Here is a 24268-nt window from a genome sequence, read left to right as displayed (position 1 = left end):
GGTCAGGTTTCGCAGCTGTATTTATTTCTTTTGCTTGGATAGCCATTCAGCAAGCTTATCGATGTCATCAGCCGTCAAGCCCTTGGCAATGTTCGCATCATACATTGGGGTCATATTACCTTGGCCGTTCTTGATGACATTCAAGATACCTGCCTGATCCAGCTTGTCGCCAACACCGCGAAGTGCTGGGATACCTGCAGCCGGCATACCCTTCAGGTCGCCGCCATGGCAGGACAAGCAGTTGGACTTCTGATAAATTGCTGCAGCCGGATCATCCGGAGCGACAATCGCAGCGAGCTGCTCCTTCGCACCAGGCTTCTTCGCTGGCGTATGTCCGCCCTCGCCCTTAGCCGCATGCATCTCCTGTTCACGCTTGATGTGCTCAGGAATAATATTTTTTTCCTTCAGCTCATGCTGGTAGTGGTCCCAAGAGTACACAGTCAGGTACGTACAAGCGACCAAGCTAAGGAACATCAAGGCAGTAGCAATCGGACGCTTGTAGAAGCGTCTTTCTTTACCCGTATCGAGGAACGGTGCTAGCAACAGTCCACCGAACAGTAGTCCAGGAATAACGACCGTACCAAGCACAACATAGTCTCCGGATGTATACGGATATTTCAGCAGCTGGTACATGAAGAGGAAGTACCAGTCCGGCATCGGAATGAAGCCGGTGTTCGTCGGGTCCGCCGGATAGCCGAGCGGAGCTGCCTCGGACATAACGAGCGCAAGAATACCGAGCAGAACGACAACCCCTACCATCCATTCCTTCAGCAGGAAGTTCGGGATGAACACCTCTGACTTACCCGGGTAAGCCGAGAAGTCTTGCGGTATAGGGCGATCTTGCTTATCCTTTGCGCGAACGCGCGAATCTCCAACGAATACAATTTTTTCACCAGGTTTAGGTCCGTGAGCCACGTGAGCGCCCCTCCTTCTCTTATCATTTGAAGCCGTATGCCGTGATCGCCTCCGTCAGGAAGCTTACAGCGGCCCGGAAATACCTTGCTTACGGATCATGATGAAGTGACCGGCAAGCAGTCCGAGCAACGCGCCCGGCAAGAAGAACACGTGCAGCGCGAAGAAGCGAGTCAGCGTTTGCGCGCCGATGATCTCGCCGCCCTGCAGGAACGTCTTCACGTACGGTCCAATATACGGAGCGGACTCAACGATTTTCAGCGTAACGCTCGTTGCGAAGTAGGCTTTGTTATCCCAAGGAAGCAGGTAGCCTGTGAGACCTAGACCGAGCATAACGAAGAAAATCAGCATTCCTACAACCCAGTTCATCTCTCGAGGAGCCTTGTACGATCCTGTGAAGAACACGCGGAGCGTATGTAGGAACATCATGACGATTACGAGGCTGGCGCCCCAGTGGTGCATACCGCGCACGATAACACCGAACGCAACCTTATGCTGCAAGTAGTCAACACTCGCATACGCATTAATAATATCCGGAACGTAGTACATCGTCAGGAACATACCGGACAAGATCTGAATAACTGTGATGAAAAACGTCAAGCCGCCAAAGCAATAAACGAATGCAGAGAAGTGGTGAGCCGGGTTAACGTGCTCCGGCACCTCATGGTCTGCAACGTCTCTCCACATCGGCGTGATGTCAAGGCGTTCATCGATCCAGTTATAAACACTTTTAAACATTTGATGTTACGCCTCCTTCTTACACCCGTTTGTTCGGACCAAGCTGACCGAGATACACGAAGCCTTGCTCCACTTTCACTTCATACTCATCGAGCGGTGCCGAAGCTACAGCCAGATGCTTGCCGTCAGCTGTATAGTGAGCACCGTGACACGGACAATAATATTCATCCTTGAACTCGGGACTGCCGTTCCAGTTAACTGTACAGCCCAGATGCTTACATGTCGGATTCAGCGCGAATACGTTGCCAGCCTTGTCCTTGGCAATCCATGCTTCAAGCTCAGGCTCGCTCTCGTACCAGCCGTCGGTCTGAAGCACCTTGAACTTAAAGGACTTCGGCGTCGTCGTAACTTGAGCTTCCTCGACGACCTTCACCCAGTCCGCCTTCGCCTTCGGCTGAAGAACCGGATCGACCGCAAATCGAACCATCGGCACCAGCATACCTGCGCCCATGAATGCACCTGCTCCGCCAAGGGTATAGGAAAGAAACTGGCGTCTGGACATTTCGCGACGCTTAACCGGCTTCTGACCCTGATGCTGCGAATCGTGACTCGTATGATCGTTCATTCTGTTCTACCCCCTTTTGCTACATATATCAGTCGTTCGACATACTTTTACACCATATACTAGGACATAACTTATAATAGCCTACGGCACAAGGTGCGTCAAGAATAGAGACGAGCATATGAGGCTGCGAAGCCGAAGCCTCCGAAACAGTTTAACATAATTGTCACAACTGTACGCAGCCTGTGCTGGACAACAGACTCTAATTCGAATGGAACAAGTTTCCAATTGTATCGAAAACACTTCGCACCTGGAAGGCCGCATTAATGGCATGGTAAGTCGTCTACATATAATTAACACAGCTGCCACGAATCATACATCACTCACACAGATTGCCTTCCATTCCATAATGCTGTAAGCATGGCGGCCACAGCACGTTTCGCGTCGACCTCTGGATCGCAGAGCTCCTCACGAGTCATATGAATGAGCAGATCCGATCCAGAGGCCGACTCAAGACCGACTGCCAGCTCCTTGGATGCTGCCGACACAAGTACGATATAGCGGAAGCCTGACAGCCTTAGCCTCTCGCATAGCTCCTCCAGCAATGCCAGACCGGCAGCTGCCGCTTGTCCGGTGCCGAAATAATGGAAGGCCGGATACGTCACAACGCGCCCTCTGAACGGTACTTCAATTAAGTCAAGCACATCCCTCAGCGCCTCCAGCGCATCGGTCGCCTGCCACGGCTCCTCACTGCCATCCATGCCGGTAACCGGAAGGATGCACGTGTCTAAATAAGGCTGCAGCTCCTTCCACTGCACAGCCTCGATATCACTGAACTTCATTCGTTCACCATCCTTCCCGTCCCTTACTTTACCATACCAAAAAGGACATATGAAAGGGCTTCATATGTCCTTCATGAACCTATCGTAACCGATGTTACCCGATGCTCGCCTGATTAGCCGCATTTACGCTCTAGCCGCAGCTTATTCAGCTCAGCTGTAAGGACTAAAAAGGCGGATTTATCTTTGGCAGCCAAAGCACTGTCGATCTCGGAATACAGCTTTTTTTCCTTATAGCGTCGAATCGCCTCATCCAGCACCATTTCAGCGAACAAGCCCAGCATGACGTCGCCTGTTACATTCATTTTGCCCATGGGTCCCTACCTCCAAACGGGGTCATTTGATAACACCAACTACCGTTTCTACAGCAGGAGCACGGACGACGGCTGCACTTAGTTCATGCTTCGATATTCCTCGGCCTTCAAGCAATAGCTCTCCATTGTTTTTCGCATCCGCGCCAAGTCCGAATCATTCAAGTCGCGGACCACCTTCGCCGGGGAGCCCATTGAAAGCGTGTACGAGGGTATCGACTTCCGCTCCGTTATAAGCGCACCTGCTCCTATTAAAGCATATTCACTGATGTCGGCACCGTTAAGGACAATCGCCCCCATGCCGATTAATGTGCCTTTGCCTATGCGGCAGCCGTGAATGATAGCTCCGTGTCCGACAGACACCTCATCCTCGACGATTAGTGGCTGATCGGTATTCACATGACCGATACAGCCATCTTGGATGTTGCTTCGACGTCCGATACGAATCGGCGCCAAATCTCCTCGCAGCACCGTGTTGTACCAGACGGAAGCGCCCTCCTCGATGACGACATCTCCGATCAGCTGAACCCCCGCCGCCAAAAATGCAGTCTGATGCACCTTCGGCATGATCCCGTTGTAGCTATGCAGCATACCATTCCCTCCTCATTTCACTTCGAAATTGGAGAGATTGTAGCAACTTCGTTTACGGCTTGTCAATGGGAAGTACGATTTTATCTTCATCCGGTACATAAGTACCTTCTGCAATGCTTTTGCCCAGCTTGGTCATACGGATCACTCGTCCATGTCTTGAATCTTCTCCGACTCGAAGCAGTCCGAGGTGCATCATCATCAGCGTAATGCGCTGCTCCAATATAGAGTCCGGTTCATCGTAGTAGAACGGTCGGATGAACGGCACGAGTATCGCCCTCACCGATTCATAGGTCACCCACTCATCTGCCAAGCGACTCATCCAATATACGAGTGATTGAAGCTGAGGGATCGGCCCCTTGTACAATCTAAGCCAGAACCGATAGACGTGAGCGGGATCTTCCTTCTTAAGCTGCATAACCGCATCCTTACCAAGCTCGGTAAGTGCCAGCACTTGATGATGCTCCGTGATCAGTTCGTTGAAGTAGCAGTAGTCGTAAATGAAAGAGAACCGATTCGGATAATCGCGGAACATCCGTCCGTAGCCGAATCGCCACGCTGTCTTGCCAACCGGCTCCTCTGCCACCGACAGTCGGTCCAGAATGAGCTGGAGGCTTCGCTTGTACATCACTGACTCTGAGGTAAGCATAACCTCTTGCTCCTGTAGCACATGCAGGAAGTTCCATATGTCCTCGACGATTAACCTCTGCTCATCCCGATATATCGGGGGCTCGTCCGTCAACACCAGCTTCTCCTCGAAGCGCTTCGTCAGGGCGTGTATGAATCTTCGCTTCAGATCAATAGGCACCTGGAACAAATATCGTGTCTGCTGGGAATAGCCATTGAACAGCCAGCCGCGATGCTTGAATCGTGTAATCATTTCTCTCGGATTCCAGTCTACGTCTTCTTCCTTCTGGAATCGACTCTGCTTCACCCGGGCGAGCAGCTCCTCCAGACTGAAATATTGGCGTTGATCGAACAGTAATGAATTCAGGAAGCGCAAATCTTCCAAGGTCAGCCTGTCCACGGACTGATCAAATACTTCTCTGCGCCCGACCCGTGACAATATCGATTGAATCAGTTCATGCTTCGAATGACCGTTACACTCGCACTCATAGGTGCTGGCAATTCGACCCAGATCATGAATGTCCGCGTAGCTCAACATATCCGCCAAGTTCATCCTATGCTTCCCTCCCGTCCTCCCCCCGCATTGAATAGAGAGGCCATTCACCTTTCTTGTAAAGTCGCCTCGGCTATGTGCGAGGTCCCGTTTACAGCTTTCGAAGGTGACGCCGCTTCAGCCTGCTGTCCCGTGTCGTTGGCGTCTACTATCATTATGGGAAAAACTACCGCTTTTAAACGTGCATACGAACAAAAAAAAGCATCCGCGGCCGACGATAAAACAAAGCGCCTAAGCTGATATACAGCTTGAGGCTTCGTTCCACGTTCAGCAGCGAATGCTGTGAGTGTATGGAAACCGTTATTCAGGGGAGTGCGTTACCCTCAATTTGTCTCCGTCAAATTCGAGGCTTACATAACGGTTTCCATTATATTGGAAACCGTTATTCAGGGGAGTGCCCTACCCTCAATTTGTCTCCGTCAAATTCGAGGCTTACATAACGGTTTCCATTATATTGGAAACCGTTATTCAGGGGAGATGTCTCGTACAGTTAAGCACAGGGAAGCTCCAGCCTTCGGATTGGTGCTTGACCATCACGGTGAGCGACGTGTTCATGAGATGCTGCTCCAGCTTCTCTTGCCGGATTGACTCCACAATCGGTACGATATAGCCGCCATGACTGACGACAAGCATTCGCTTGCCCTCATGCGATTCTTCAAGCTCCTCAAGAAATGAGGACCAGCGCAGCAGCAGCGACTCATCGCTCTCGAGGCCAAGGTCAAGCTCGCGCCACTCGGTTCCCCAGCGGCTGATACGCTCCTCCAGCGTCGTTCCTTCCAGCTGTCCGAACGAACGCTCTCGCAGTCTGGCATCCGTCCCGAGCAACGGAATCCCCGTCATGCTGGCGATACATTCCGCCGTCTCCAGCGCACGCTTCAAGTCGCTCGACCATATCCCATCCCAGCTTTCGCCCCGCAGCCGCTCGGCAATTCGCTCTGCCTGATGGCGTCCCGCCTCTGCTAGTGGTGTATCCATCTGCCCCTGCATGCGTCCTGCGAGATTCCACTCTGTCGTACCATGCCGAATAAAACCTATCGTTATCATGTAGCTGAGCTCCTTGTAGATGTTTGTTGTATAGCTAAAAAAACAAAGGCTCCACGGGGAGCCTTCATCTAAGCGTGCAGTCGTCTACTGACGTGTTCGAGACAGCCAGTTCATAATGAGCAGTGTGCTCGTCAAGCCAAGCAACGAAACGAATAATAAATAATCCTTCAACGTATGAATCGGCCCGATCTGATACGCGACTGGCTGATTGAACCCCTTGAGGCTTGCAACAGCCGTTGGCATCGCGTGCACGTTCATCGACTCCTGTTGACCGCCTGCCGCGACAGCTGGATCGCCGATGCGTCCGAATACGCTCGATTGCGATGTAGCCGGCTCGTACGATGGCTCCTGCATGATCGACACCCAGAACGTAAACGCAAACACGAGCAAGCATGCTGCAATGGAAGCCATGAAGTTACGTCTCAGCTTCCCTGAGAAATGATAAAAGCGGTCCGCTACAGGTACCCGCCACGACTCCTCAGCATAAATGCGGCTCATTACACTGGAGCTCACACCCATTCGGGACTCCTGCAGCTCAGCGGCTGGAACTTCGCGAATTAACGTCATGCTTTCTTGCCATATCATGAACTCCTCGGCGCACGCCTCGCACTCTACAAGATGCTCATCCACAGCACGGCGCTCCGGATCTTCTTCCTTCAAATCCCAGTACACAGCTAACAGCTCCTGGACATGCTCACACTTCAATGTCGACTCACCCCCTCGTACTCTTCGATGATTGGCTCTACAAAGTAAGGCTCCAGTTGAAGCTTGACACTCGCTCTCGCTCTGAACAAAAGCGACTTCACCGAACTGACCGTCTGCCCCAATATATTAGCAATCTCTTGATAGTCCAACTGGTCGTACTCCCGCAGTATTAGTGCGCTGCGCTGCTTCTCTGGTAAATTATTAATGGCCTCGCGAACGAGCGATACTTTCTCATTGCGAAGCACAGACTGCTCCGGCAGAGCGTCCAGCGATACCGGAGGTGTGTACCCGCTTTCTTCAAGCGACACCTTCACGTTCTTATGCTTGCGTAGCTCGCTCAGAACCGTATTGCGAGCAATTGTATATAGCCATGTCGAGAAGGTCGCTTCCACCTCGCGGAAAGAATGCAGACTGCGGTACGCCTTGTAGAACGTCTCGTTGCACAGGTCTTCAGCCATTGACTCCAGTTGGGCGCTCTTGAGCATATGATAAATAAACGCCAAAATTTTACGCTCATATCGGCGCATGAGTTCATTATAGAGCTGAACGTTGCCATCCTTAATTTCTCGGATTAAATGGGAATCGGTCATCCAGAGCGACCCTCCTTGTGATTCCCGCTTACCCCGCGACTCTATTTGTTTGTACTGCCGCGGCGGTAAAAAGTTGCGGTCATTCATTGAAGAAAATATTCTCATGTAAAACGTTAGTAATAATTCGCCATTGAATGGCAAAAATCCTTCTTTTTTGCGGAGGGAACAAAAAAAGACCGCCTGACAATCAGGCGGCTGCACAATCTGTGCGAGTATTCGGATAGGAGTGGAGAGAAACCATACTGTACTTTTATTATATGTATACGGTTACAAAATGTCAACCACTTTTTTGAAAACGTTTTAATTTTTTAAACAAGCCCAGATAAAGAGAAAAACAGAACTACACGTAAACCGCGTAGTCCTGCTTCAACAGCTCGAGCGCCTTGTCCATATCCGCTTCCTCGCGGAACGATAGACGCAGCGCACCAGGGATGTCCTCCCGGCTCTCGATAATTTGAATGTTGCTCAGATTCACCTTGTGGCTGCCAAGCAGCATCGTAATTTGACCGATGACGCCAGGATGATCCGGTACATCGACATAGATATCGTAGAACGAATGAATGACACCCTTGCGACGCTCCGGCAAGCCGCTGCGGAATTTGCCCGCACGGCTGAACGCTTGCTCAATGCCGTCCCCGTTCTTCTCCTCAATCAGTCGAATGAAGCCGCTGATCTCCTCATTCCAGTCCTTCAGCAGCTGCAGCATCACATGACGATTGCTGATCAAGATGTCGCGCCAGATGATTGGGTCGCCGGAGGCGATTCGCGTAATGTCGCGGAAGCCGCCTGCTGCTAGCATCTGATACAGCTCATTAGTCTCATTGTAGCGGGCGATCTGATTGACGAGTGCAACCGCAATAATATGAGGCAGATGGCTGATCGCACCGACGATCTCATCGTGATGATCAGGATCGACTGTAACCAGTTGGGCACCTGTATGCTTCAACAGACTCTTCAGACGATCCACAGCCCCCTGAGGCGTCTTAGAGTCTGGTGTAAGCACATAGAACGCATTCTCGAAGAGCAGTGAGCTGGCCGCCTCGACGCCGGACTTCTCCTTGCCCGCCATCGGATGGCCCCCGATGAAGTATGCATTCGGCAGCTCAATACCCGACGCGCACGCTGCGATGGAGGCCTTCGTGCTGCCCACATCTGTAATGATACAGCCTGGCTTCAGCGGCAGGGCGGAGAGCTTAAGTAGATACTCCTCCAGGTTGCCGACCGGCACACAAATAAAAATGAAGTCGGCATCCGCAGCCGCTTCCTCAATCGAGGTCGTCGCATGATCGACGACCTCACGTTTTAAATATTTATCAACCGAGCTTGGATTGTTGGAATGACCGACGACGTACAGATCCGGCTTTCCCTTGAAGGACAAAGCCAGTGAGCCACCGATCAGCCCGACTCCAAAGATGGTGATTTTCGTCATGAAACCGCTACTTCGTTCAGCGCCAGCTTCAGCGCATCAAGGAATTTATCATTCTGCTCCACACTACCGACCGTGACGCGGATACGGGTCGGATAGCCCCAGCTCGGATCGTGACGGACGATGATGCCCTTGCGCAGCAAGCTCTGGAACACTTCTGTCCCCGGACGCTGTACATCGACCATAACGAAGTTGCCGTGTGCCTCGAAGTAAGACAGTCCCAGCTCGTCAAAGGCTGCGTTCAGCTGTGCGATGCCCTTGGCGTTCGCCTCGCGGCATGATTCGATGAATGACGTATCGTGCACAGCAGCGAGCGCTGCCTTCTGCGCGAAGCCTGTCGTATTGAAAGGCTCACGTACCTGGTTGATCGAACGAATGACGTCTGGATGTCCAACGCCGTAGCCGATACGCAACGAAGCGAGACCGAATATTTTGGAGAACGTACGCAATACGACGATGTTCCGGTACTGATCAAGCAGCTTAATGCTGTCTGGATAAGCGCCGCTCACATTATACTCGGCATACGCCTCATCAAGGACAACCATGATGCGGTCTGGCACCGCGTTCAGGAAGCCGACAACCTCTTCCTCTGTCAGCATCGTACCGGTCGGATTGTTCGGATTGCACAGCCAGACGATCTTCGTCTTCTCGTTCACCTTCGCCAGCATCGCTGCAAGGTCATGCTTACCTTCAGAATCGACAGGCACCTCGATGACCGTAGCCCCTTCGACCTCCGCATTATGTTTATACTGCGGGAATGTAGGGGACGCGGTGATCGTCTCGTCCTGAGACGTCAAGAACGCACGGGCAATCATCAAGATCACTTCATCAGAGCCCGCTCCGAAGATGATCTGGTTCGGCTGAACGCCAAGCTGCTCAGCTACCGCCTTCGTCAGGTCGACCGCGCCTCCGTCCGGATATATGCTCGACTGCTCAACGGCAGCGATAATCGCTTCCTTCGCCTTCGGCGAGCAGCCGAACGGATTTTCATTCGAAGCGAGCTTGATGACTTCGGTCAATCCAAGCTCACGCTTCACTTCATCAATAGGCTTTCCCGGCTGATACACCGGAAGATGTACAATATTAGCTTTGGGTTGCACGTAATAGGTCACCTCAACAATCGATGTTAATAACTGTTCTGTGTTCAGTTTCCTATTAATTCTCTCACAAATTTATGAATTTGCAAGAGGCCTTCCGATTTCGTATCCGAGTTTGTTAACAATGGCAACGATTCTTCGATTTGACGAACGAGTGCGCTTCCGACCACAATGCCATCGCACTTCTCAGCGAAGCGGCTATATTGCTCGCGCGTCGAGATCCCGAAGCCGATCGCAATCGGCAGGTCGGTCGAGCTCTTGACCGTAGACAAGAAGTCATCGATGCCGGAGAAAAACTCTGTTCGCGTACCTGTAACGCCCAGCGACGATACGCAGTAGACGAACCCGCTCGCTCTCGAGGAGATACGCTTCACCCGCTCATTCGACGTCGGAGCAACGAGAGGAATAAGGTGAAGTCCGTGAGCGGCAGCGCCTGCCCGAACCTCCTCGTCCTCCTCCATCGGCAGGTCCGGAATAATGAGCCCGCTAATGCTCGCTTCCTGCAGCAGCGGGAATATACGATCCAGACCAACCTGAAGCACCGGGTTGAAGTACGTGAACAGAATGAACGGCAGCTCGCAGCCTTCGCTGCGCGCTTGCTTCGCCGTCTCGATGACATCAAGAATCGAGATTCTCGCGTTCGACAGCGCGCGCATGGAGGAGCGCTGAATGACCGGACCGTCCGCTAGCGGATCGGAGTAAGGAACGCCGAGCTCGACCATAGCAGCTCCGGCTTCCTCTAATGTTTTAATAATATCGACGGACGTCCGCAGATCCGGATCTCCGACGGAGATGAAAGGAATGAAGGCTGCCTCTTTTTTATCACGAAGCTCGGCGAACCTTTGATCAATGCGATTCACGGACGTTCCCCCCTAAATATTTCATAATGGCTTCCACGTCCTTATCGCCACGGCCGGACAAGCTGACGACGATGACCTGGTCCTTGCTCATTTGCGGCGCACGCTTGATCGTCTCGGCAATCGCATGAGCACTCTCAAGAGCAGGAATAATGCCCTCCGTGCGGCTCAGCAGCTGAAGCGCATCAAGAGCCTCCTGGTCCGTAATCGGTACATACTCGGCACGGCCTGTATACTTCAGATGTGAATGCTCAGGTCCAATACCCGGATAGTCGAGTCCGGCAGAGATCGAGTGCGGCTCAACGACTTGACCGTACTCATCCTGCAGCAGGTAGCTGTACGAGCCTTGGAAGACGCCCATCGTTCCCTTCGTCATCGTCGCCGCGTGCTTGTCTGTATCGACACCGTGACCGGCCGCCTCGACACCAACAAGATGAACGCTCTCGTCCTGCAGGAACGGGTAGAACATTCCAATGGCGTTGCTACCGCCGCCAACTGCAGCAATGATCGTATCAGGCAGACGATTCTCGAGCTCGACTATTTGCTTACGCGCCTCGTCGCCGATAATGCGCTGGAAGTCGCGCACCATCATCGGGTACGGATGCGGACCCGTTGCCGATCCGAGGATGTAATACGTGTCATCCACGTGGCTAACCCAATAGCGCAGCGCTTCGTTACACGCATCCTTCAGTGTCCGTGTGCCTGATTTGACCGGTACGACCTCTGTGCCCAGCAGGTTCATACGGAACACGTTCAGCTGCTGACGCTTCGTATCCTCCTCACCCATGAACACCTTACACTCGAAGCCGAATAACGCAGCGACCGTAGCTGTAGCTACACCGTGCTGACCTGCTCCAGTTTCGGCAATAATTTTCTTTTTGCCCATCCACTTCGCCAGCAGGCCTTGTCCGAGCGCGTTGTTAATTTTGTGTGCGCCCGTATGGTTAAGATCCTCACGCTTTAAATATATTTTCGCACCGCCGAGGTGCTCGGTCAGACGGCCCGCATAATAGAGCGATGTCGGTCTGCCTGAATAACGGTGCAACCAATAATGCAGCTCTTGAATGAATTTCTCTTCCTTCGTGTGCGACTTGAATGCTTGCTCGAGCTCGATCAACGCATTCATCAGCGTCTCTGGCACGTATCGACCGCCGAATTTACCGAAGCGGCCATGCTCATCTGGTCCGTTAAACAATCGATTTCACCCTTTCGACGAACGTTATAATTTTGGATAAATCCTTCGTTCCATCCGTTTCGACACCGCTTGATACGTCTACTCCATCTGGACGATATTGCTCCAGCAGTCCGCTCACGTTATCAGGCAGCAAGCCACCTGCGACAAGGAGCGGCACACCAGCCTCACGGCACCAAGCTTGATAGGGTGGAATCGCATCCCAGGCGAACGTCTTGCCCGAGCCGCCACCGTAGAGCGGATCGAAGGTGTCCAGCAGCACGCCGTCCACCGCATCGCGATACGGCTCCAGCAGCTTATTCGCAGCCGACTCATAAGAATCGGACTCCGCTTCTGCCTCTACAGCGCCTTCTTCACCCACGCTCGCAGCTCCAGCCGTGCTCAGCGAGAACACCTTGATAACCTCGATGCCATACGCGCCATAGCGCGACTTCACCTCACGGCAATAATTTGCCGATTCCTGCCCGTGAAGCTGCACAACATCGAGGGGAGCTTCGGACACGATTGCATCCAGCTCCTCAAGAGTTGGATTGACGAACACGCCAGCAGCCTTCACCTTACGCTCCGGACTTGCAGATCGAATCGAGCGTATCATTTCGGCTGCTTGAGCTGCACTTACTTGCCGCTTACTGCGCGCGAAGACGAAGCCGATATAATCGACCTCAAGCTTCGCTACATGCTCCGCCATTTCAGCGGACAGAATGCCGCATATTTTGACCAACGCCATCGCCGCTACTCCTTCACGGCAGCAGCGCCGTTCACCATCGGTCCCATCAAGTCGTGAACCGCATCGGTGACGACAGGCTGGCGCATGAAGTGCTCGCCGATCAGGACGGCTCTAGCACCCACCTGATGCAGCCATGCAATCTCCTCCGGCTTCGAGATCGCGCTCTCGCTTACGATTGTAACGCCAGCTGGAACGTGCTTGGCCAACTCCTCGGTCGTGCCGAGATCCGTAACGAACGTCTTCAAGTTCCGGTTGTTAATACCAACGAGCGAAGGCTCTAGCGTTAACACACGATCAAGCTCCTCACGGTCATGCACCTCGATGAGCACATCCAGCCCGATGCTGCGGGCGATCGATTGGTACTCCTTCATCTGCTCAGTCGTCAGAATAGCAGCGATCAGCAGTATCGCATCAGCTCCGATCGCACGTGCCTCATAGATCTGAATCGGGTCAATGGTGAAATCTTTGCGCAGCAGCGGCACATTGACCGCTTCACGCACTCGGCTTAAGTATTCATTCGCACCTTGAAAATATTGCACATCGGTCAGCACCGAGATGCAATCGGCGCCCGCAGACTCATACGCCTTCGCCAGCAGCACAGGCTCGAAGTCCTCGCGGATCAAGCCCTTCGAAGGCGATGCCTTCTTCACCTCGGCGATCAGTCCCATGGAACGGTTCGCCCGCTCGCTAATCGCACGCTCGAATCCGAGACATGCTGGCATGTCGGCGATTTGACGCTCAAGCTCAGCGATCGTTACGGTCTCCTTCAGCGCTGCGACCTCCTGCTGCTTCGTCGCTACAATTCGATCAAGAAACATGGCTCACGTCCTCCGTACATTGTACTAGTTGATTCAGCTTATTCAGTGCCTTCCCACTGTCAATCGTCTCTGCGGCCAGCTTCACGCCTTCCACGAGCGATTCTGCTCTTCCTGTCACATAGAAGCATGCACCCGCATTCGCAAGCACAATATCGCGGCAAGCTCCCTGCTTACCCTCGAGCACGCCGCGAATAATCGAAGCGTTCACTGCAGCATCGCCGCCAACAGCCTCCGAGATCGGGTAACGCTTCAAGCCCAGCTCCTCCGGCGTAATTTCGAACGTGTGAATTTCATCGTTGCGAAGCTCCGTCACCTTCGTTGCATCCGAGATACTAATCTCGTCGAGTCCATCCAAGCTAGCGACGACGAGCGCACGCTTCACACCGAGTGCCTGCAGCACCTGTGCAATCGTCTCGGTCTTCGACCGATCGAATACGCCAAGCACTTGACGGTCCGCACCTGCCGGATTCGTCAGCGGTCCGAGCAGATTGAATATGGTGCGGATACCGAGCTCGCGCCGAGGACCTGCGACGTGCTTCATCGACTGATGGAACAGCTGCGCGAACATGAAGCAGATGCCGACACGGTCCAGACATTCCCCCGCCTGCTCCTGATTAAGCTGAATGTTCACGCCGAGAGCCTCCAGCACGTCTGCGCTGCCGCTCTTGCTCGACATGGCGCGGTTGCCATGCTTCGCTACGCGAATGCCTCCAGCAGCGGCAACGATCGCAGCTGTCGTCGAGATGTTGAACGTGTCCGAGCCGTCTCCGCCTGTGCCACATGTATCGAGCAGATCGGACTGCTCCGTCTGTACACGGTTTGACTTCGCACGCATCGTCTCCGCGAAGCCGGTAATTTCGTCTGTCGTCTCGCCCTTCATCCGCAGAGCGGTCAGCAGCGCGCCGATCTGGGTCGGTGTCGCCTCCCCCTCCATGATGAGCTCCATTACCTCGCGCGCTTCGGCACGAGACAGATGCTGGAGGCCGATTACCTGCTGGATCGCCTGCTGCATCGTTTTTCTCGTCGCTTCCATACGTACGGTCACCCTCTCCCGATAATCGTCACCTGACTGTCCGGCCTCCATAGAGGCAAGCCGAACAGCGGCAGCTTAAGCATAGTCGTGATTAATGACTGCCTGCTCGCGTGGAGTCTGGGTGAATACAGCCTCTGCGACGCGAATCGACTTCAGCATGCCCATCGCCTTGTTGACCGTCTCTTGGTACTCGCTCTCCGGAACAGAGTCCCACACAATGCCTGCGCCTGCTTGTACATAAGCTTTGCCATTCTTGAATATGATGGTACGAATCGTAATGCACGTATCAAGGTTCCCCGAGAAGCCGAGATAGCCGATCGCACCAGCGTACGCGCCACGCGCCTCGTTCTCCAGCTCAGCAATAATTTCCATGGCGCGGAGCTTCGGAGCGCCGGAGACCGTACCCGCCGGCATGCAGGAGATGAACGCATCGTAGAAGTCTTTATCCTTCGCCAGCTTACCGGATACGTTCGACACAATGTGCATGACGTGCGAGTAGCGTTCGATCTGCATGTATGAGTCACACTTGACTGTACCGAACTCGGATACGCGGCCAATATCGTTACGACCAAGGTCGACGAGCATCAGATGCTCTGCGCGCTCCTTCTCGTCGGCAAGCAGCTCCACCTCAAGCGCAGCGTCCTGCTCGGGCGTCCGTCCACGCGGTCTTGTACCGGCAATCGGACGCGTCTCGACCTTCTCGTCCTCTACGCGCACTAAGATTTCAGGCGACGTACCGACGATGACCTCGTTATCCATCTTGAGCACGTACATGTACGGAGATGGATTCATGGCCCGCAGAATACGATACACCTGCATCGGCGACACATCCGTCTCGATCTCGAAGCGCTGGGACAATACGACTTGGAAAATATCTCCGGCGCGAATATACTCCTTCGCCTTCACAACGTTGTCGAGGAACTGCTCCTTCGTCAAATTTGACTTAATCTCGCCCATATCTACATCGTCCGGAAGCGGACGGTGAGGCGTCGCCATATTCGGCATTGGACGGCGCAGACGCTCGATCGTCGCATCGATCTTGGCACACGTTGTTTCGTATGCAGCTACGATGTCCGCATCGGTGCCGCCTGCCGGCACATGCACGTTCGCGATCAGCTTCAGCTGCTGCTTCACATGATCGAAGACGATGACCTGATCACAGAACATGAACTCGATGTCATTCATCTCAAGGTCATCCTTGCGATGAGCAGGCAGCTTCTCATAATATTGCAGCAGATCGTATCCGAAGAAGCCTACGGCGCCTCCTGTGAACCGCGGCAAGCCCGGCAAGTTCGGACTGCGGTAGGAACGAAGCTGCGCCTTCAGCACCTCAAGCGGCTTCTCCTCAACGGCAACCTGACCATCCTTGCCATCGATCATAGTGACCCCATTCTTCGAACGAATCTTCATGAACGGATCAGTGCCGATGAACGAATAGCGGGCCCACTTGTCGCCGCCCTCTACACTTTCGAGCAGGAACGAGTTGTTGTCCTCATAAAAGTATTGAAACACGCGAATCGGCGTCTCGGTGTCGGCCATCAGCGTGCGTACGACCGGGATTAAATTATAGTCCTTGGCCAGTCGGATAACTTCCAACGCTTCCGGTGTGTACATCTTCATCTCTCCTCTACTCGTCTCGTACGTCTCTTAATTATGTGGCAAGCTTGAAGCCGTATATACGCGCAAAAGCCTCTACGCGTACGTAGAGGCGATAATCAGCAGAATAAGGAATGAGGGCAGCATGAAAAATAATCGACAGACATCAGCTCGAACAAGCATCTTCAAATGCCTTCAACGTTCATACTCCGAACAAGAGAGGGCAACAATTGTGATGGATACTTGGTCATCTGTAGACTGATCGGTACCTTGCTATGCTGGCTACTATGCTCGTCTAGGCTCTGCTGAACTATGCTCGTCTCTACTGTAATGCTCAAACAACCGCCGTCTACCGACGGTTCGTTTGCCCTTACTATACTACCTCAAGGATGGAATTGTCAATTTGGATAGTATTATTTCGTCGATAGGTCCGGACGAAGACGCATCGCTTCACGCTGATACACATGCTTGATCTCATTCTGCTTCTTCTCGGTGTTCACAGTAACCATCAGTCGGATGCACTGCGGCAATCCGCCCTCCACCGGAATTTCGAGCGAGCACATGAGCGGTACAAGCTCCCAGCCTGCCATCTGGCGAATGGAGCGAGCTGGGAACGTCGCTGTCAAGTCCGGAGTTACCGTAATGAATACGCTGGCGATCTCCTCAGGAACGATGCCGTTCTCCTGCACGATCTGGTTCAACAGCTCGGTCGTTGCTGATAAAATTTCGTTCTCCTCGTTATGCTCCACAGTTGTCGCACCGCGGATTCCCCTAACAAACATGCTGTCAAGCCTCCTGTTTTAACCGCTCCACGATTGATCTAACGAGATCAGCGGAGACGCGTTTATTGATTTCCACCTTACCAATCTCTGTCGGCACGATGAAAACCATCTGACCTTCCTTGAACTTCTTGTCGTGCATCATCGCCTTCATGATCTCATCCGTGTCGAAATGCGCCGGGATACGGGTAGGCAGGCCGAACTTGGTGAATATACGTTCGGTTACCGTATGTATATGCTCCGGATTGCCAAGCTCGACCGACAGCATCGCCGAGCCGATCATGCCGATGGAGATCGCCTCACCGTGCAGCAGCTCATTGTAGCCTGCAACAGCTTCGAGTGCATGTCCGATCGTGTGGCCTAGATTCAGAATCGCGCGCAGGTCGTTCTCCCGCTCGTCCTGCGAGACGACAGCAGCCTTCACGCTACAGCCCTTATACAGACCATATTGAAGCGCCTCCGGGTCAAGAGCGATCAGCCGTTCCGCGTTGTCCTCACACCACGTTGTAAAATCTGCATCCCAGATCAGGCCATGCTTAATCATCTCCGACAAGCCTGAGCGCACATCGCGGTCTGGCAGCGTCGCAAGCGTCGCCGTGTCATACAGCACAAGCTCTGGCTGATGGAACGCGCCGATAATGTTCTTGGCGAGTGGGTGATTGACAGCCACCTTGCCGCCGACACTGCTATCGTGTGCCAGAATGGTCGTCGGAATTTGCACAAAGCGAATGCCTCTCATGTAGCTGGCTGCGACGAAGCCTGCCAGATCGCCGACCACACCGCCGCCGAGCGCAAGAACAGCCGACTTGCGGTCGAGACCCGCCTCAAGACAAGTCGTGACAACGTCCTCGAGCACAGCGAGCGACTTCGACTTCTCACCGGAAGCTATCGTATGTGAGGCCGCCTTGAAGCCAGCTTCGGTCAGCTTCGACACAACTGGCTCCAAGTAATGCGGCGCAACCTGACTGTCGGTTATGACGATGAGCGGAGAGGCCTTGCTGATACCGTGCTTCTCGAGATAGACTGCGATGTCATTCAGCAGTCCTGACCCGACATAGATCGGATAGGACCGGTCACCCAAGTCAACCGTTAGCTCTTTAATCAATGCTCTCACCCGCTTAATAGTTCTTGATCTGCTCCAGGTAGCCCTCGTAATTACGGCGAATCTCCTCGATCGAGTCGCCGCCGAACTTCTCTAGGAACGCATTCGCCACTTCCCAAGCGACGACATTCTCCAGAATAACGCCTGCCGCAGGAACGGCGCACGTATCAGAACGCTCTACCTGAGCCGTGAACGCTTCCTTCGTATCAATATCGACGCTTTGCAACGCCTTGTACAGCGTTGAGATCGGCTTCATAACAGCACGTACAACGATCGGCTCGCCTGTCGTCATGCCGCCCTCGAAGCCGCCAGCACGGTTCGTCGCGCGGTAGAAGCCGCGTCCTTCCTCGTGCATGATCTCATCATGCACAGCAGAGCCACGGCGCTCAGCAGCCTCGAAGCCGATGCCGAACTCCACACCCTTGAACGCTTGAATGGACAGCACCGCCTGAGCAATACGTCCGTCCAGCTTGCGATCCCACTGCACGTGGCTGCCAAGTCCTGACGGTACGCCCTCGATGATGCACTCAATGATACCGCCAAGTGTATCGCCATCTTCCTTCGCCGCGTCGATTGCTGCGATCATGCGCGCTTCTGCTTCCTTGTCAGTTACACGAACCGGTGACTCCTCAGTGATCGCAATCAGCTCATCGATCGGCAGCTCCTGACGCTTCGCTTCCACATCGCCGATACGAATTACTTGTCCAGCAACCTTGATGCCGAACTCCTTCAGCAGCTCGCGCGCGATGCCGCCAACCGCAACGCGCATGGTCGTCTCACGCGCGCTGGAACGCTCAAGAATGTTGCGCAGGTCGCGCTGGTTGTATTTCAAGCCGCCGTTCAAGTCAGCATGACCCGGACGCGGACGGTTCACCCGACGCTTCGTCTCATCGCTGCCTTCGATCGGTTCAATGTTCATGACTGTCGTCCAATGCTTCCAGTCATTGTTCTCGACAACGACTGCGATCGGAGCTCCTGTTGTCTTCCCATGTCGAACGCCGCCGACAATGTTAGCTGTGTCCTTCTCGATCTGCATGCGGCGCCCACGTCCGTAGCCCTTCTGACGTCTCGCTAACTGGAAATTCACGCTTTCGAAATCGATGCTTACATTGCTTGGAAATCCTTCAATAATGGCCGTCAGCTGCGGGCCATGCGTTTCGCCTGAAGTCAGGTATCTCACTATTCGTTTCCCCTTTCGTCCTATCCCAACCCACTACGCTTTGCGGCACTTGAACACTTTACCGCTTTTAAGCATTATATTCCTTGGCCTAATTATAGTACAGGCCTTGTTCTTTGACAAGAAATAATAGCGTCAACACCAAATACGCCGCCTCCGAAAGCTTGCGCTGTCGGGGCGGCGTATCGTGCATTCTCTTGCAAGCCTAACCGTTCGCAGACTGCTTGTGCAGCGCGCGGGCAGGCTCTCTCCACTGTGGGTCCTCAACGATACCTACGATTTGCAACGAATCAATACCTAAGATCTGGGCACATTCCTGCATCGTAATAAATCCGCGTCGATATGCGGTAATGACTTTACGCTTGTCCATTCTTCTCCTTCCGCTGATTGCTTCAGCAATCGGCTCATACTCAGTTTATTCCTAGTATGGGATTGAATGTAAGTCTATATTCACTACAGCTTATACTTTTCTATAAAAGAAAGTATCTGCGGATTCCATGCCGTATTGACCCGGATTGAAAATTTGCTCCGTGCTCCCAACGAATAGAATGCCGCCCGGCTTCAACGCGTTAGCAAACTTCTGGTACAGCAAATGCTTCGCATCCTCCGTGAAATAAATCATCACGTTGCGGCAAACGATCATATCGAAGTTCGACTCGAATGTGTCCGTTAACAGATTGCCCTTCTGAAAGCGGACCGACTTCTTTAGCGAATCGACGATTTTGAACGTTAAGTTTTCCTGCGTGTAATACTTTTTTAAATATTTGTCCGGCACATCCCGGATCGAGCGATCCGAATAGACGGCGTGCCTTGCCTTCTCCAGCGCGCCCTCGTCAATGTCGGTCGCCATCAAGGTGCTATCGCCAAGCACGCCTTGCTCAGCTAATATCATCGCGAGTGTATACGGCTCCTCGCCGGTCGAACAGGCGGCACTCCATATTTTGAGCCGGCGTGACTTCTTAATCATCTCGGGGATGAAGCGCTGCTCGACCAGCTCCCACCGGTTCGGATTGCGCCAAAATTCGGACACATTGATCGTCATCCGGTCTAGAAATTCATAGAACAACGCCTTATCCTTGGTCATCGCGTCAAAAAAGGCAACGAAAGTGTTATAGCCCTTCTTCATCCGCAAGGTGGTCAGTCTGCGCTTCATCTGCGCTTCCTTATATTGTGACAGGTCAATCGACGTGTAGTCCTTTACCTTCTTGATGAACAATAGGAAATCTTGATCCTCCATGCTGTCATCCCCACCTTGTCAGATCCACTGTTGGATAGCTCTTGTATAAACGACTAGCTCCTCTGGTGCAAAAAAATTAGCCATCTCTCGCTCCGCACTCTCTGGTGAATCAGAGCCGTGCACAAGATTCAAGCGGGTATGTACAGCATAATCGGCGCGTATCGTACCAGGTGCAGCCTCAAGCGCGTCGGTCTTGCCGATCATGGATCGAACAAGTGCAACAGCGCGGTCACCCTGCCATACCATCGCGAACACAGGGCTGGATGTAATGAATGCGACGAGTGGCTCATAAAAATCTTTGCCCTCATGCTCAGCGTAATGAGCCTCCGCCTGCTCACGACTCATCTGTACAAGCTTCGCGGCGCAGAGCTGCAACCCCTTCTGCTCGAACCGTCTAACTATTTCCCCAATCAGTCCTCTTTCAACACCATCCGGCTTCACCATGACGAACGTTCTCTCCATATGTACATCCTCCCTTCCCAAGCAAACATCTCTTCTGCCGACGTCTATTCCATTTAATACGATCGGTTGCCGATGAAATGGGCAATACCAATCAAGTCTTTTTTCGATGCGACATCGGGTAATTCCTGCAACGCCTCGATCGCTTTATCAATATATTTGGAGGCGAGCGCCTCCGAGCGGGCTATTCCGTCGCTATTGCGAATCAGCTGCAAAAAGTGGCTGATGTCGGTCTGACCGTCCTGCGCTTCAATTCGAGCGATCTCCTCGAGAAGTGCTGGACGCAGCTCCGCATTTTGCAAAGCGAAAATGACCGGGATCGTAATGTTGCCCTGCTTAATATCGCTGCCCGGCGGCTTGCCGATCTCCTTCTCCGTACCGCACAGATCGAGCAGATCGTCACGCACCTGAAACGCCATCCCAACGTAATAGCCGAACTTGAACAGCTGTCTCGCAACGCGATCAGGAGCGTCGGCCGCCATAGCACCGAGCTGGCAGCTAATGGCAAGCAATAGCGCAGTCTTGCGCTTAATGCGAAGCAGGTAGTCACGTACCCGCTGCTCCTTACGGTAGAAGAATCGAATCTGTTCCATCTCTCCAATGCTCATCTCTACGAGCGCCTTGGACATGATCTGGTGTATCTCCGGATTGGACAGCTTCGTGACGATGCTGAGCGCCTTGGCAAATATGTAGTCACCGGTGTACATCGCAACGCGATTGTCCCACTTCGAGCGAACGGTGAGCTGGCCGCGTCTCGTATTCGCGTCATCGATGACGTCATCGTGCACAAGAGAAGCCATGTGGATGAGCTCGAGCGGCACGGCCACATGCTTGATCAGCTCCAGATCGTACGTGCCGAACTTGCCGCCAAGCAGCACGAAGACCGGACGTATGCGCTTGCCTCCTGCCTTCAGCAGGTGCAGCGACGCATCGCGCAGCATCGGATGATCAACGTCAATGCTGCGCTCCAGCTCCTTCTCGATGTACGAGATATCTTTTTTTAGCTTTGCATATAAATCAAGCAGTTTCATTCCGTCACCTGTGCTACTGAATTATCGTTCCATATGTGCAGCGGCACCTCATGCTTCAGGAAGTCGAGCTCCGCTGCGTATTCGAAATATTGCTTCAAGCCTGCCCACTGCTGTGGTCCGAAATCATAGCTGAGCTTGGAAAAATAGCTTTGCCAATAGGCCGCTTCGCCTCCAAGCTCCACCTGCGCGTCCTCGATCAGCAACGTCATGTCGGTCAAGGACTTACGCTTGCTCTCGATAAAGCCGTCATAAATACGCTTGATCAGCTCCGGCTGCTCCTCGATCACAGCCTTGCGGATGGCACACACCGCGAACGACATCCAGTGGCCCGTCCACTTGTTCCATTCCGCGCCAAGATCGGTGATCATGTAGCCGCGATCTTCCCAGTTGGCCCGGATAGCGTGATCGCCGATCAGTAGCGCGGCGTCAGCCTTCGTCATCATCGTGTCCAGGTTCGGAGTCTCGTAGACGTATTCAGGCTGCACACGATAAAATTTAGCCAAAATAATCTTCAATAAATTGACCGAGGTTGCGCTCGTTGTCGGTAAGGCAATCGTAGCGCCTCCTAGTGCTTCCAGCGGTTTACGATGAAACAGCAAGATGGAATGCACCGCCCCGTAAGCGCTAACTGATATATCAGGGAACAGCATATACTCAGACACGTTCTCGCCGTATGCATAAGACGAGATTGGACCGATGTCGATCTGGCCAGCCGCCATTGCCCGGTTCAGTCCCGTCGGAACCTGCTGCAGCACCTCTACCTGGGAGCCAAATGCAGCAAAGGGGAAATAGTAAAACAACGGCCAAACGTTCGTGAAATCAATTCGTCCGATCCGAATGGGCCTGATGCTCGTTGTCATGTGGCATACCCCATCTTTTGTACAATTGATGCTCAAGCTCCATGGCATCGAGCACTTTGCCCACCATGAAGTCGACCATATCGTCTATCGTTTGCGGACCTTGATAAAAAGCCGGCATCGCCGGTATGATGCGAACACCCATTCGAGCGAGCTTCAGCATATTTTCCAGATGAATCGCATGAAGCGGCGTCTCTCTAGGCACGAGAATAAGCTTGCGACCTTCCTTCAGCATAACATCCGCTGTACGCTCGAGAAGATTATCCGAAGCGCCGTTCGCAATGCCGGACAGCGTCCCCATTGAGCAAGGAATAACGATCATTCCCTTCGTCAAGAACGAGCCGCTCGCTGTCTTCGCTCCAATGTCTTGGTTGTTCACATACTCGAGTGAGCCCGGAAGGCCGCTGAATTGCTGCTTCAACGTATCGACCCGCTTCGCGGAATCCCAGCCGAGCTCCTCCTTGAACACGCGCCAGCCGGCATCCGTCACGATCAGATGAACACTCTCTCCCTCCGATAGCAAAAACCGGCACAAGCGGACGCCGTAGGCAGCGCCACTCGCTCCCGTTATTCCGATCACCCAAGGCTTCGTAGCTGTCATACGCGATACACCACCAGATCGATGAAGGTGACGGCGAACATCACCATGCTTAGCGTGCTGTTCATCGTAAAGAACGCCGTATTTACACGTGTAAGGTCGTTCGGCTTCACAATGAGGTGCTCATAGAACAGCAAGCCGAACGAAACGATGACTCCGAGCAAATACACCCATGCCAGATCGGTCATAAAATAAAGACTGAGCAAGCCGATTGCAGTCACCACATGGAACGCTCGCGCCAGCTTCAACGCAGTCGGAATACCGAAGCGGGCCGGAATCGAATGAAGCCCTTCGTTCCGATCGAATTCCGCATCCTGGCACGCATAGATGACGTCGAAGCCAGCAAGCCAGAACATGATTGCGATGTAGAACACGATGGAAGCAAGCGTGATCTCGCCGGTAACCGCTACCCATCCGCCGAGCGGCGCAAGGGCAATCGCCATTCCGAGGAACAGATGGCACAGCCACGTGAAGCGCTTCGTATACGAATAGAAGACGAGAAAGAATACAGCGATCGGCATCAGCTTCATACATAGCGGATTCAACTGCGCCGCTGCAACAAAGAGCAGAACGAACGAAACGATAATAAAGATGATTGCTTCTTTGGATGATATGAGTCCAGCGGGTATGGCGCGCATTGACGTTCTCGGGTTCTTCGCGTCGAATACTTTGTCTGCAACCCGATTAATACCCATCGCCGCGCTCCTCGCCCCGACCATCGCGAGCAGGATCCAGCCGATCTGCGCCCACGACGGCAGCTGGTTGAACTTTACAACTGATCCGAGCAGCGCCCCCATGAACGCGAACGGCAGGGCGAACAATGTATGCTCGATCTTAATCATTTCGAGAAATATTCGTGTCTTTCTCCACATG

28 protein-coding genes are annotated in these 24268 nt (G+C 53.2%); all 28 read right to left on the bottom strand.

Annotated features, from left to right (window positions below; all coding sequences use genetic code 11):
- Positions 1-21: 21 nt before the first annotated feature.
- Positions 22-915, bottom strand: coding sequence for a menaquinol-cytochrome c reductase cytochrome b/c subunit (locus PAE68_RS11155; protein ID WP_281886981.1), 894 nt, complete (start codon positions 913-915; stop codon positions 22-24).
- Between the two features lie 63 nt (positions 916-978).
- Entirely contained in the window at positions 979-1650 is a 672-nt protein-coding gene (qcrB, locus tag PAE68_RS11150) for a menaquinol-cytochrome c reductase cytochrome b subunit (protein WP_281886979.1), read from the bottom strand.
- A gap of 19 nt (positions 1651-1669) precedes the next feature.
- Positions 1670-2215: a Rieske (2Fe-2S) protein gene (locus tag PAE68_RS11145; protein ID WP_281886977.1), complete on the bottom strand. Its 546-nt coding sequence runs from the start codon at positions 2213-2215 to the stop codon at positions 1670-1672.
- Positions 2216-2535: 320 nt separating this feature from the next.
- Positions 2536-2994, bottom strand: a complete 459-nt coding sequence (locus PAE68_RS11140) for a DUF2487 family protein (protein ID WP_281886975.1) — start codon at positions 2992-2994, stop codon at positions 2536-2538.
- Positions 2995-3107: 113 nt separating this feature from the next.
- Positions 3108-3305: an IDEAL domain-containing protein gene (locus PAE68_RS11135; RefSeq protein WP_281886973.1), complete on the bottom strand. Its 198-nt coding sequence runs from the start codon at positions 3303-3305 to the stop codon at positions 3108-3110.
- Between the two features lie 78 nt (positions 3306-3383).
- Positions 3384-3893, bottom strand: a complete 510-nt coding sequence (locus PAE68_RS11130; protein WP_281886971.1) for a gamma carbonic anhydrase family protein — start codon at positions 3891-3893, stop codon at positions 3384-3386.
- Positions 3894-3945: 52 nt separating this feature from the next.
- Positions 3946-5070, bottom strand: coding sequence for a hypothetical protein (locus PAE68_RS11125; RefSeq protein WP_281886969.1), 1125 nt, complete (start codon positions 5068-5070; stop codon positions 3946-3948).
- Positions 5071-5538: 468 nt separating this feature from the next.
- Positions 5539-6114 carry a histidine phosphatase family protein gene (locus tag PAE68_RS11120; protein WP_281886967.1) on the bottom strand — a complete coding sequence of 192 codons (576 nt, stop codon included), beginning with the start codon at positions 6112-6114 and terminating at the stop codon, positions 5539-5541.
- 84 nt (positions 6115-6198) lie between these two features.
- Entirely contained in the window at positions 6199-6819 is a 621-nt protein-coding gene (locus PAE68_RS11115) for an anti-sigma factor family protein (protein ID WP_397378605.1), read from the bottom strand.
- Complete coding sequence (locus tag PAE68_RS11110) at positions 6816-7409, bottom strand: RNA polymerase sigma factor (protein WP_281886963.1); 594 nt, start codon at positions 7407-7409, stop codon at positions 6816-6818. Before PAE68_RS11110 ends, PAE68_RS11115 begins: the two co-directional genes overlap by 4 nt.
- 340 nt (positions 7410-7749) lie before the next feature.
- A complete protein-coding gene (locus PAE68_RS11105) occupies positions 7750-8838 on the bottom strand; it encodes a prephenate dehydrogenase (protein WP_281886961.1) in 1089 nt (362 codons plus the stop codon).
- Positions 8835-9935 (bottom strand): histidinol-phosphate transaminase, encoded by a 1101-nt coding sequence (gene hisC, locus PAE68_RS11100; protein ID WP_281886959.1) that lies wholly within the window; start codon positions 9933-9935, stop codon positions 8835-8837. The genes PAE68_RS11105 and hisC overlap by 4 nt, the downstream gene beginning before the upstream one ends.
- A 44-nt stretch (positions 9936-9979) precedes the next feature.
- A complete protein-coding gene (gene trpA, locus PAE68_RS11095) occupies positions 9980-10792 on the bottom strand; it encodes a tryptophan synthase subunit alpha (protein ID WP_281886957.1) in 813 nt (270 codons plus the stop codon).
- The gene (trpB, locus tag PAE68_RS11090) at positions 10779-11984 is read right to left on the bottom strand and encodes a tryptophan synthase subunit beta (protein ID WP_281886955.1); all 1206 of its coding nucleotides are present in this window, start codon (positions 11982-11984) and stop codon (positions 10779-10781) included. The genes trpA and trpB overlap by 14 nt, the downstream gene beginning before the upstream one ends.
- The gene (locus tag PAE68_RS11085) at positions 11977-12708 is read right to left on the bottom strand and encodes a phosphoribosylanthranilate isomerase (protein WP_281886953.1); all 732 of its coding nucleotides are present in this window, start codon (positions 12706-12708) and stop codon (positions 11977-11979) included. Before PAE68_RS11085 ends, trpB begins: the two co-directional genes overlap by 8 nt.
- Positions 12709-12713: 5 nt before the next feature.
- A complete protein-coding gene (gene trpC / locus PAE68_RS11080; RefSeq protein WP_281886950.1) occupies positions 12714-13526 on the bottom strand; it encodes an indole-3-glycerol phosphate synthase TrpC in 813 nt (270 codons plus the stop codon).
- Positions 13516-14559 carry an anthranilate phosphoribosyltransferase gene (gene trpD / locus PAE68_RS11075; RefSeq protein WP_281886948.1) on the bottom strand — a complete coding sequence of 348 codons (1044 nt, stop codon included), beginning with the start codon at positions 14557-14559 and terminating at the stop codon, positions 13516-13518. Before trpD ends, trpC begins: the two co-directional genes overlap by 11 nt.
- A 75-nt stretch (positions 14560-14634) precedes the next feature.
- The gene (gene trpE, locus PAE68_RS11070; RefSeq protein WP_281886946.1) at positions 14635-16173 is read right to left on the bottom strand and encodes an anthranilate synthase component I; all 1539 of its coding nucleotides are present in this window, start codon (positions 16171-16173) and stop codon (positions 14635-14637) included.
- A gap of 395 nt (positions 16174-16568) precedes the next feature.
- Positions 16569-16937: a chorismate mutase gene (gene aroH / locus PAE68_RS11065; protein WP_281886944.1), complete on the bottom strand. Its 369-nt coding sequence runs from the start codon at positions 16935-16937 to the stop codon at positions 16569-16571.
- 4 nt (positions 16938-16941) lie between these two features.
- The gene (aroB, locus tag PAE68_RS11060; protein ID WP_281886942.1) at positions 16942-18039 is read right to left on the bottom strand and encodes a 3-dehydroquinate synthase; all 1098 of its coding nucleotides are present in this window, start codon (positions 18037-18039) and stop codon (positions 16942-16944) included.
- Between the two features lie 13 nt (positions 18040-18052).
- On the bottom strand, positions 18053-19216 hold the full coding sequence (gene aroC, locus PAE68_RS11055; RefSeq protein WP_281886939.1) for a chorismate synthase: 1164 nt from the start codon (positions 19214-19216) through the stop codon (positions 18053-18055).
- A 202-nt stretch (positions 19217-19418) separates the two neighbouring features.
- Positions 19419-19583 carry a hypothetical protein gene (locus tag PAE68_RS11050; protein WP_281886936.1) on the bottom strand — a complete coding sequence of 55 codons (165 nt, stop codon included), beginning with the start codon at positions 19581-19583 and terminating at the stop codon, positions 19419-19421.
- A 90-nt stretch (positions 19584-19673) separates the two neighbouring features.
- Positions 19674-20450, bottom strand: coding sequence for a CheR family methyltransferase (locus PAE68_RS11045; RefSeq protein WP_281886933.1), 777 nt, complete (start codon positions 20448-20450; stop codon positions 19674-19676).
- A gap of 18 nt (positions 20451-20468) precedes the next feature.
- The gene (gene ndk / locus PAE68_RS11040) at positions 20469-20912 is read right to left on the bottom strand and encodes a nucleoside-diphosphate kinase (RefSeq protein WP_281886931.1); all 444 of its coding nucleotides are present in this window, start codon (positions 20910-20912) and stop codon (positions 20469-20471) included.
- A 53-nt stretch (positions 20913-20965) separates the two neighbouring features.
- Positions 20966-21940, bottom strand: coding sequence for a heptaprenyl diphosphate synthase component II (gene hepT, locus PAE68_RS11035; protein WP_281886929.1), 975 nt, complete (start codon positions 21938-21940; stop codon positions 20966-20968).
- Positions 21937-22800: a menaquinone biosynthesis protein gene (locus PAE68_RS11030; RefSeq protein WP_281886927.1), complete on the bottom strand. Its 864-nt coding sequence runs from the start codon at positions 22798-22800 to the stop codon at positions 21937-21939. The genes hepT and PAE68_RS11030 overlap by 4 nt, the downstream gene beginning before the upstream one ends.
- Complete coding sequence (locus tag PAE68_RS11025; protein WP_281886925.1) at positions 22760-23398, bottom strand: UbiX family flavin prenyltransferase; 639 nt, start codon at positions 23396-23398, stop codon at positions 22760-22762. Before PAE68_RS11025 ends, PAE68_RS11030 begins: the two co-directional genes overlap by 41 nt.
- Complete coding sequence (locus PAE68_RS11020) at positions 23395-24267, bottom strand: UbiA-like polyprenyltransferase (protein ID WP_281886923.1); 873 nt, start codon at positions 24265-24267, stop codon at positions 23395-23397. Before PAE68_RS11020 ends, PAE68_RS11025 begins: the two co-directional genes overlap by 4 nt.
- Position 24268 lies beyond the last annotated feature (1 nt).

Origin of the sequence: Paenibacillus sp. YYML68, assembly GCF_027923405.1 — a bacterium.
Taxonomy (GTDB): Bacteria; Bacillota; Bacilli; order Paenibacillales; family NBRC-103111; genus Paenibacillus_G.
The sequence above is the reverse complement of the archived record's forward strand: the minus strand, read 5'-3'. Positions and strand labels throughout refer to the sequence as shown.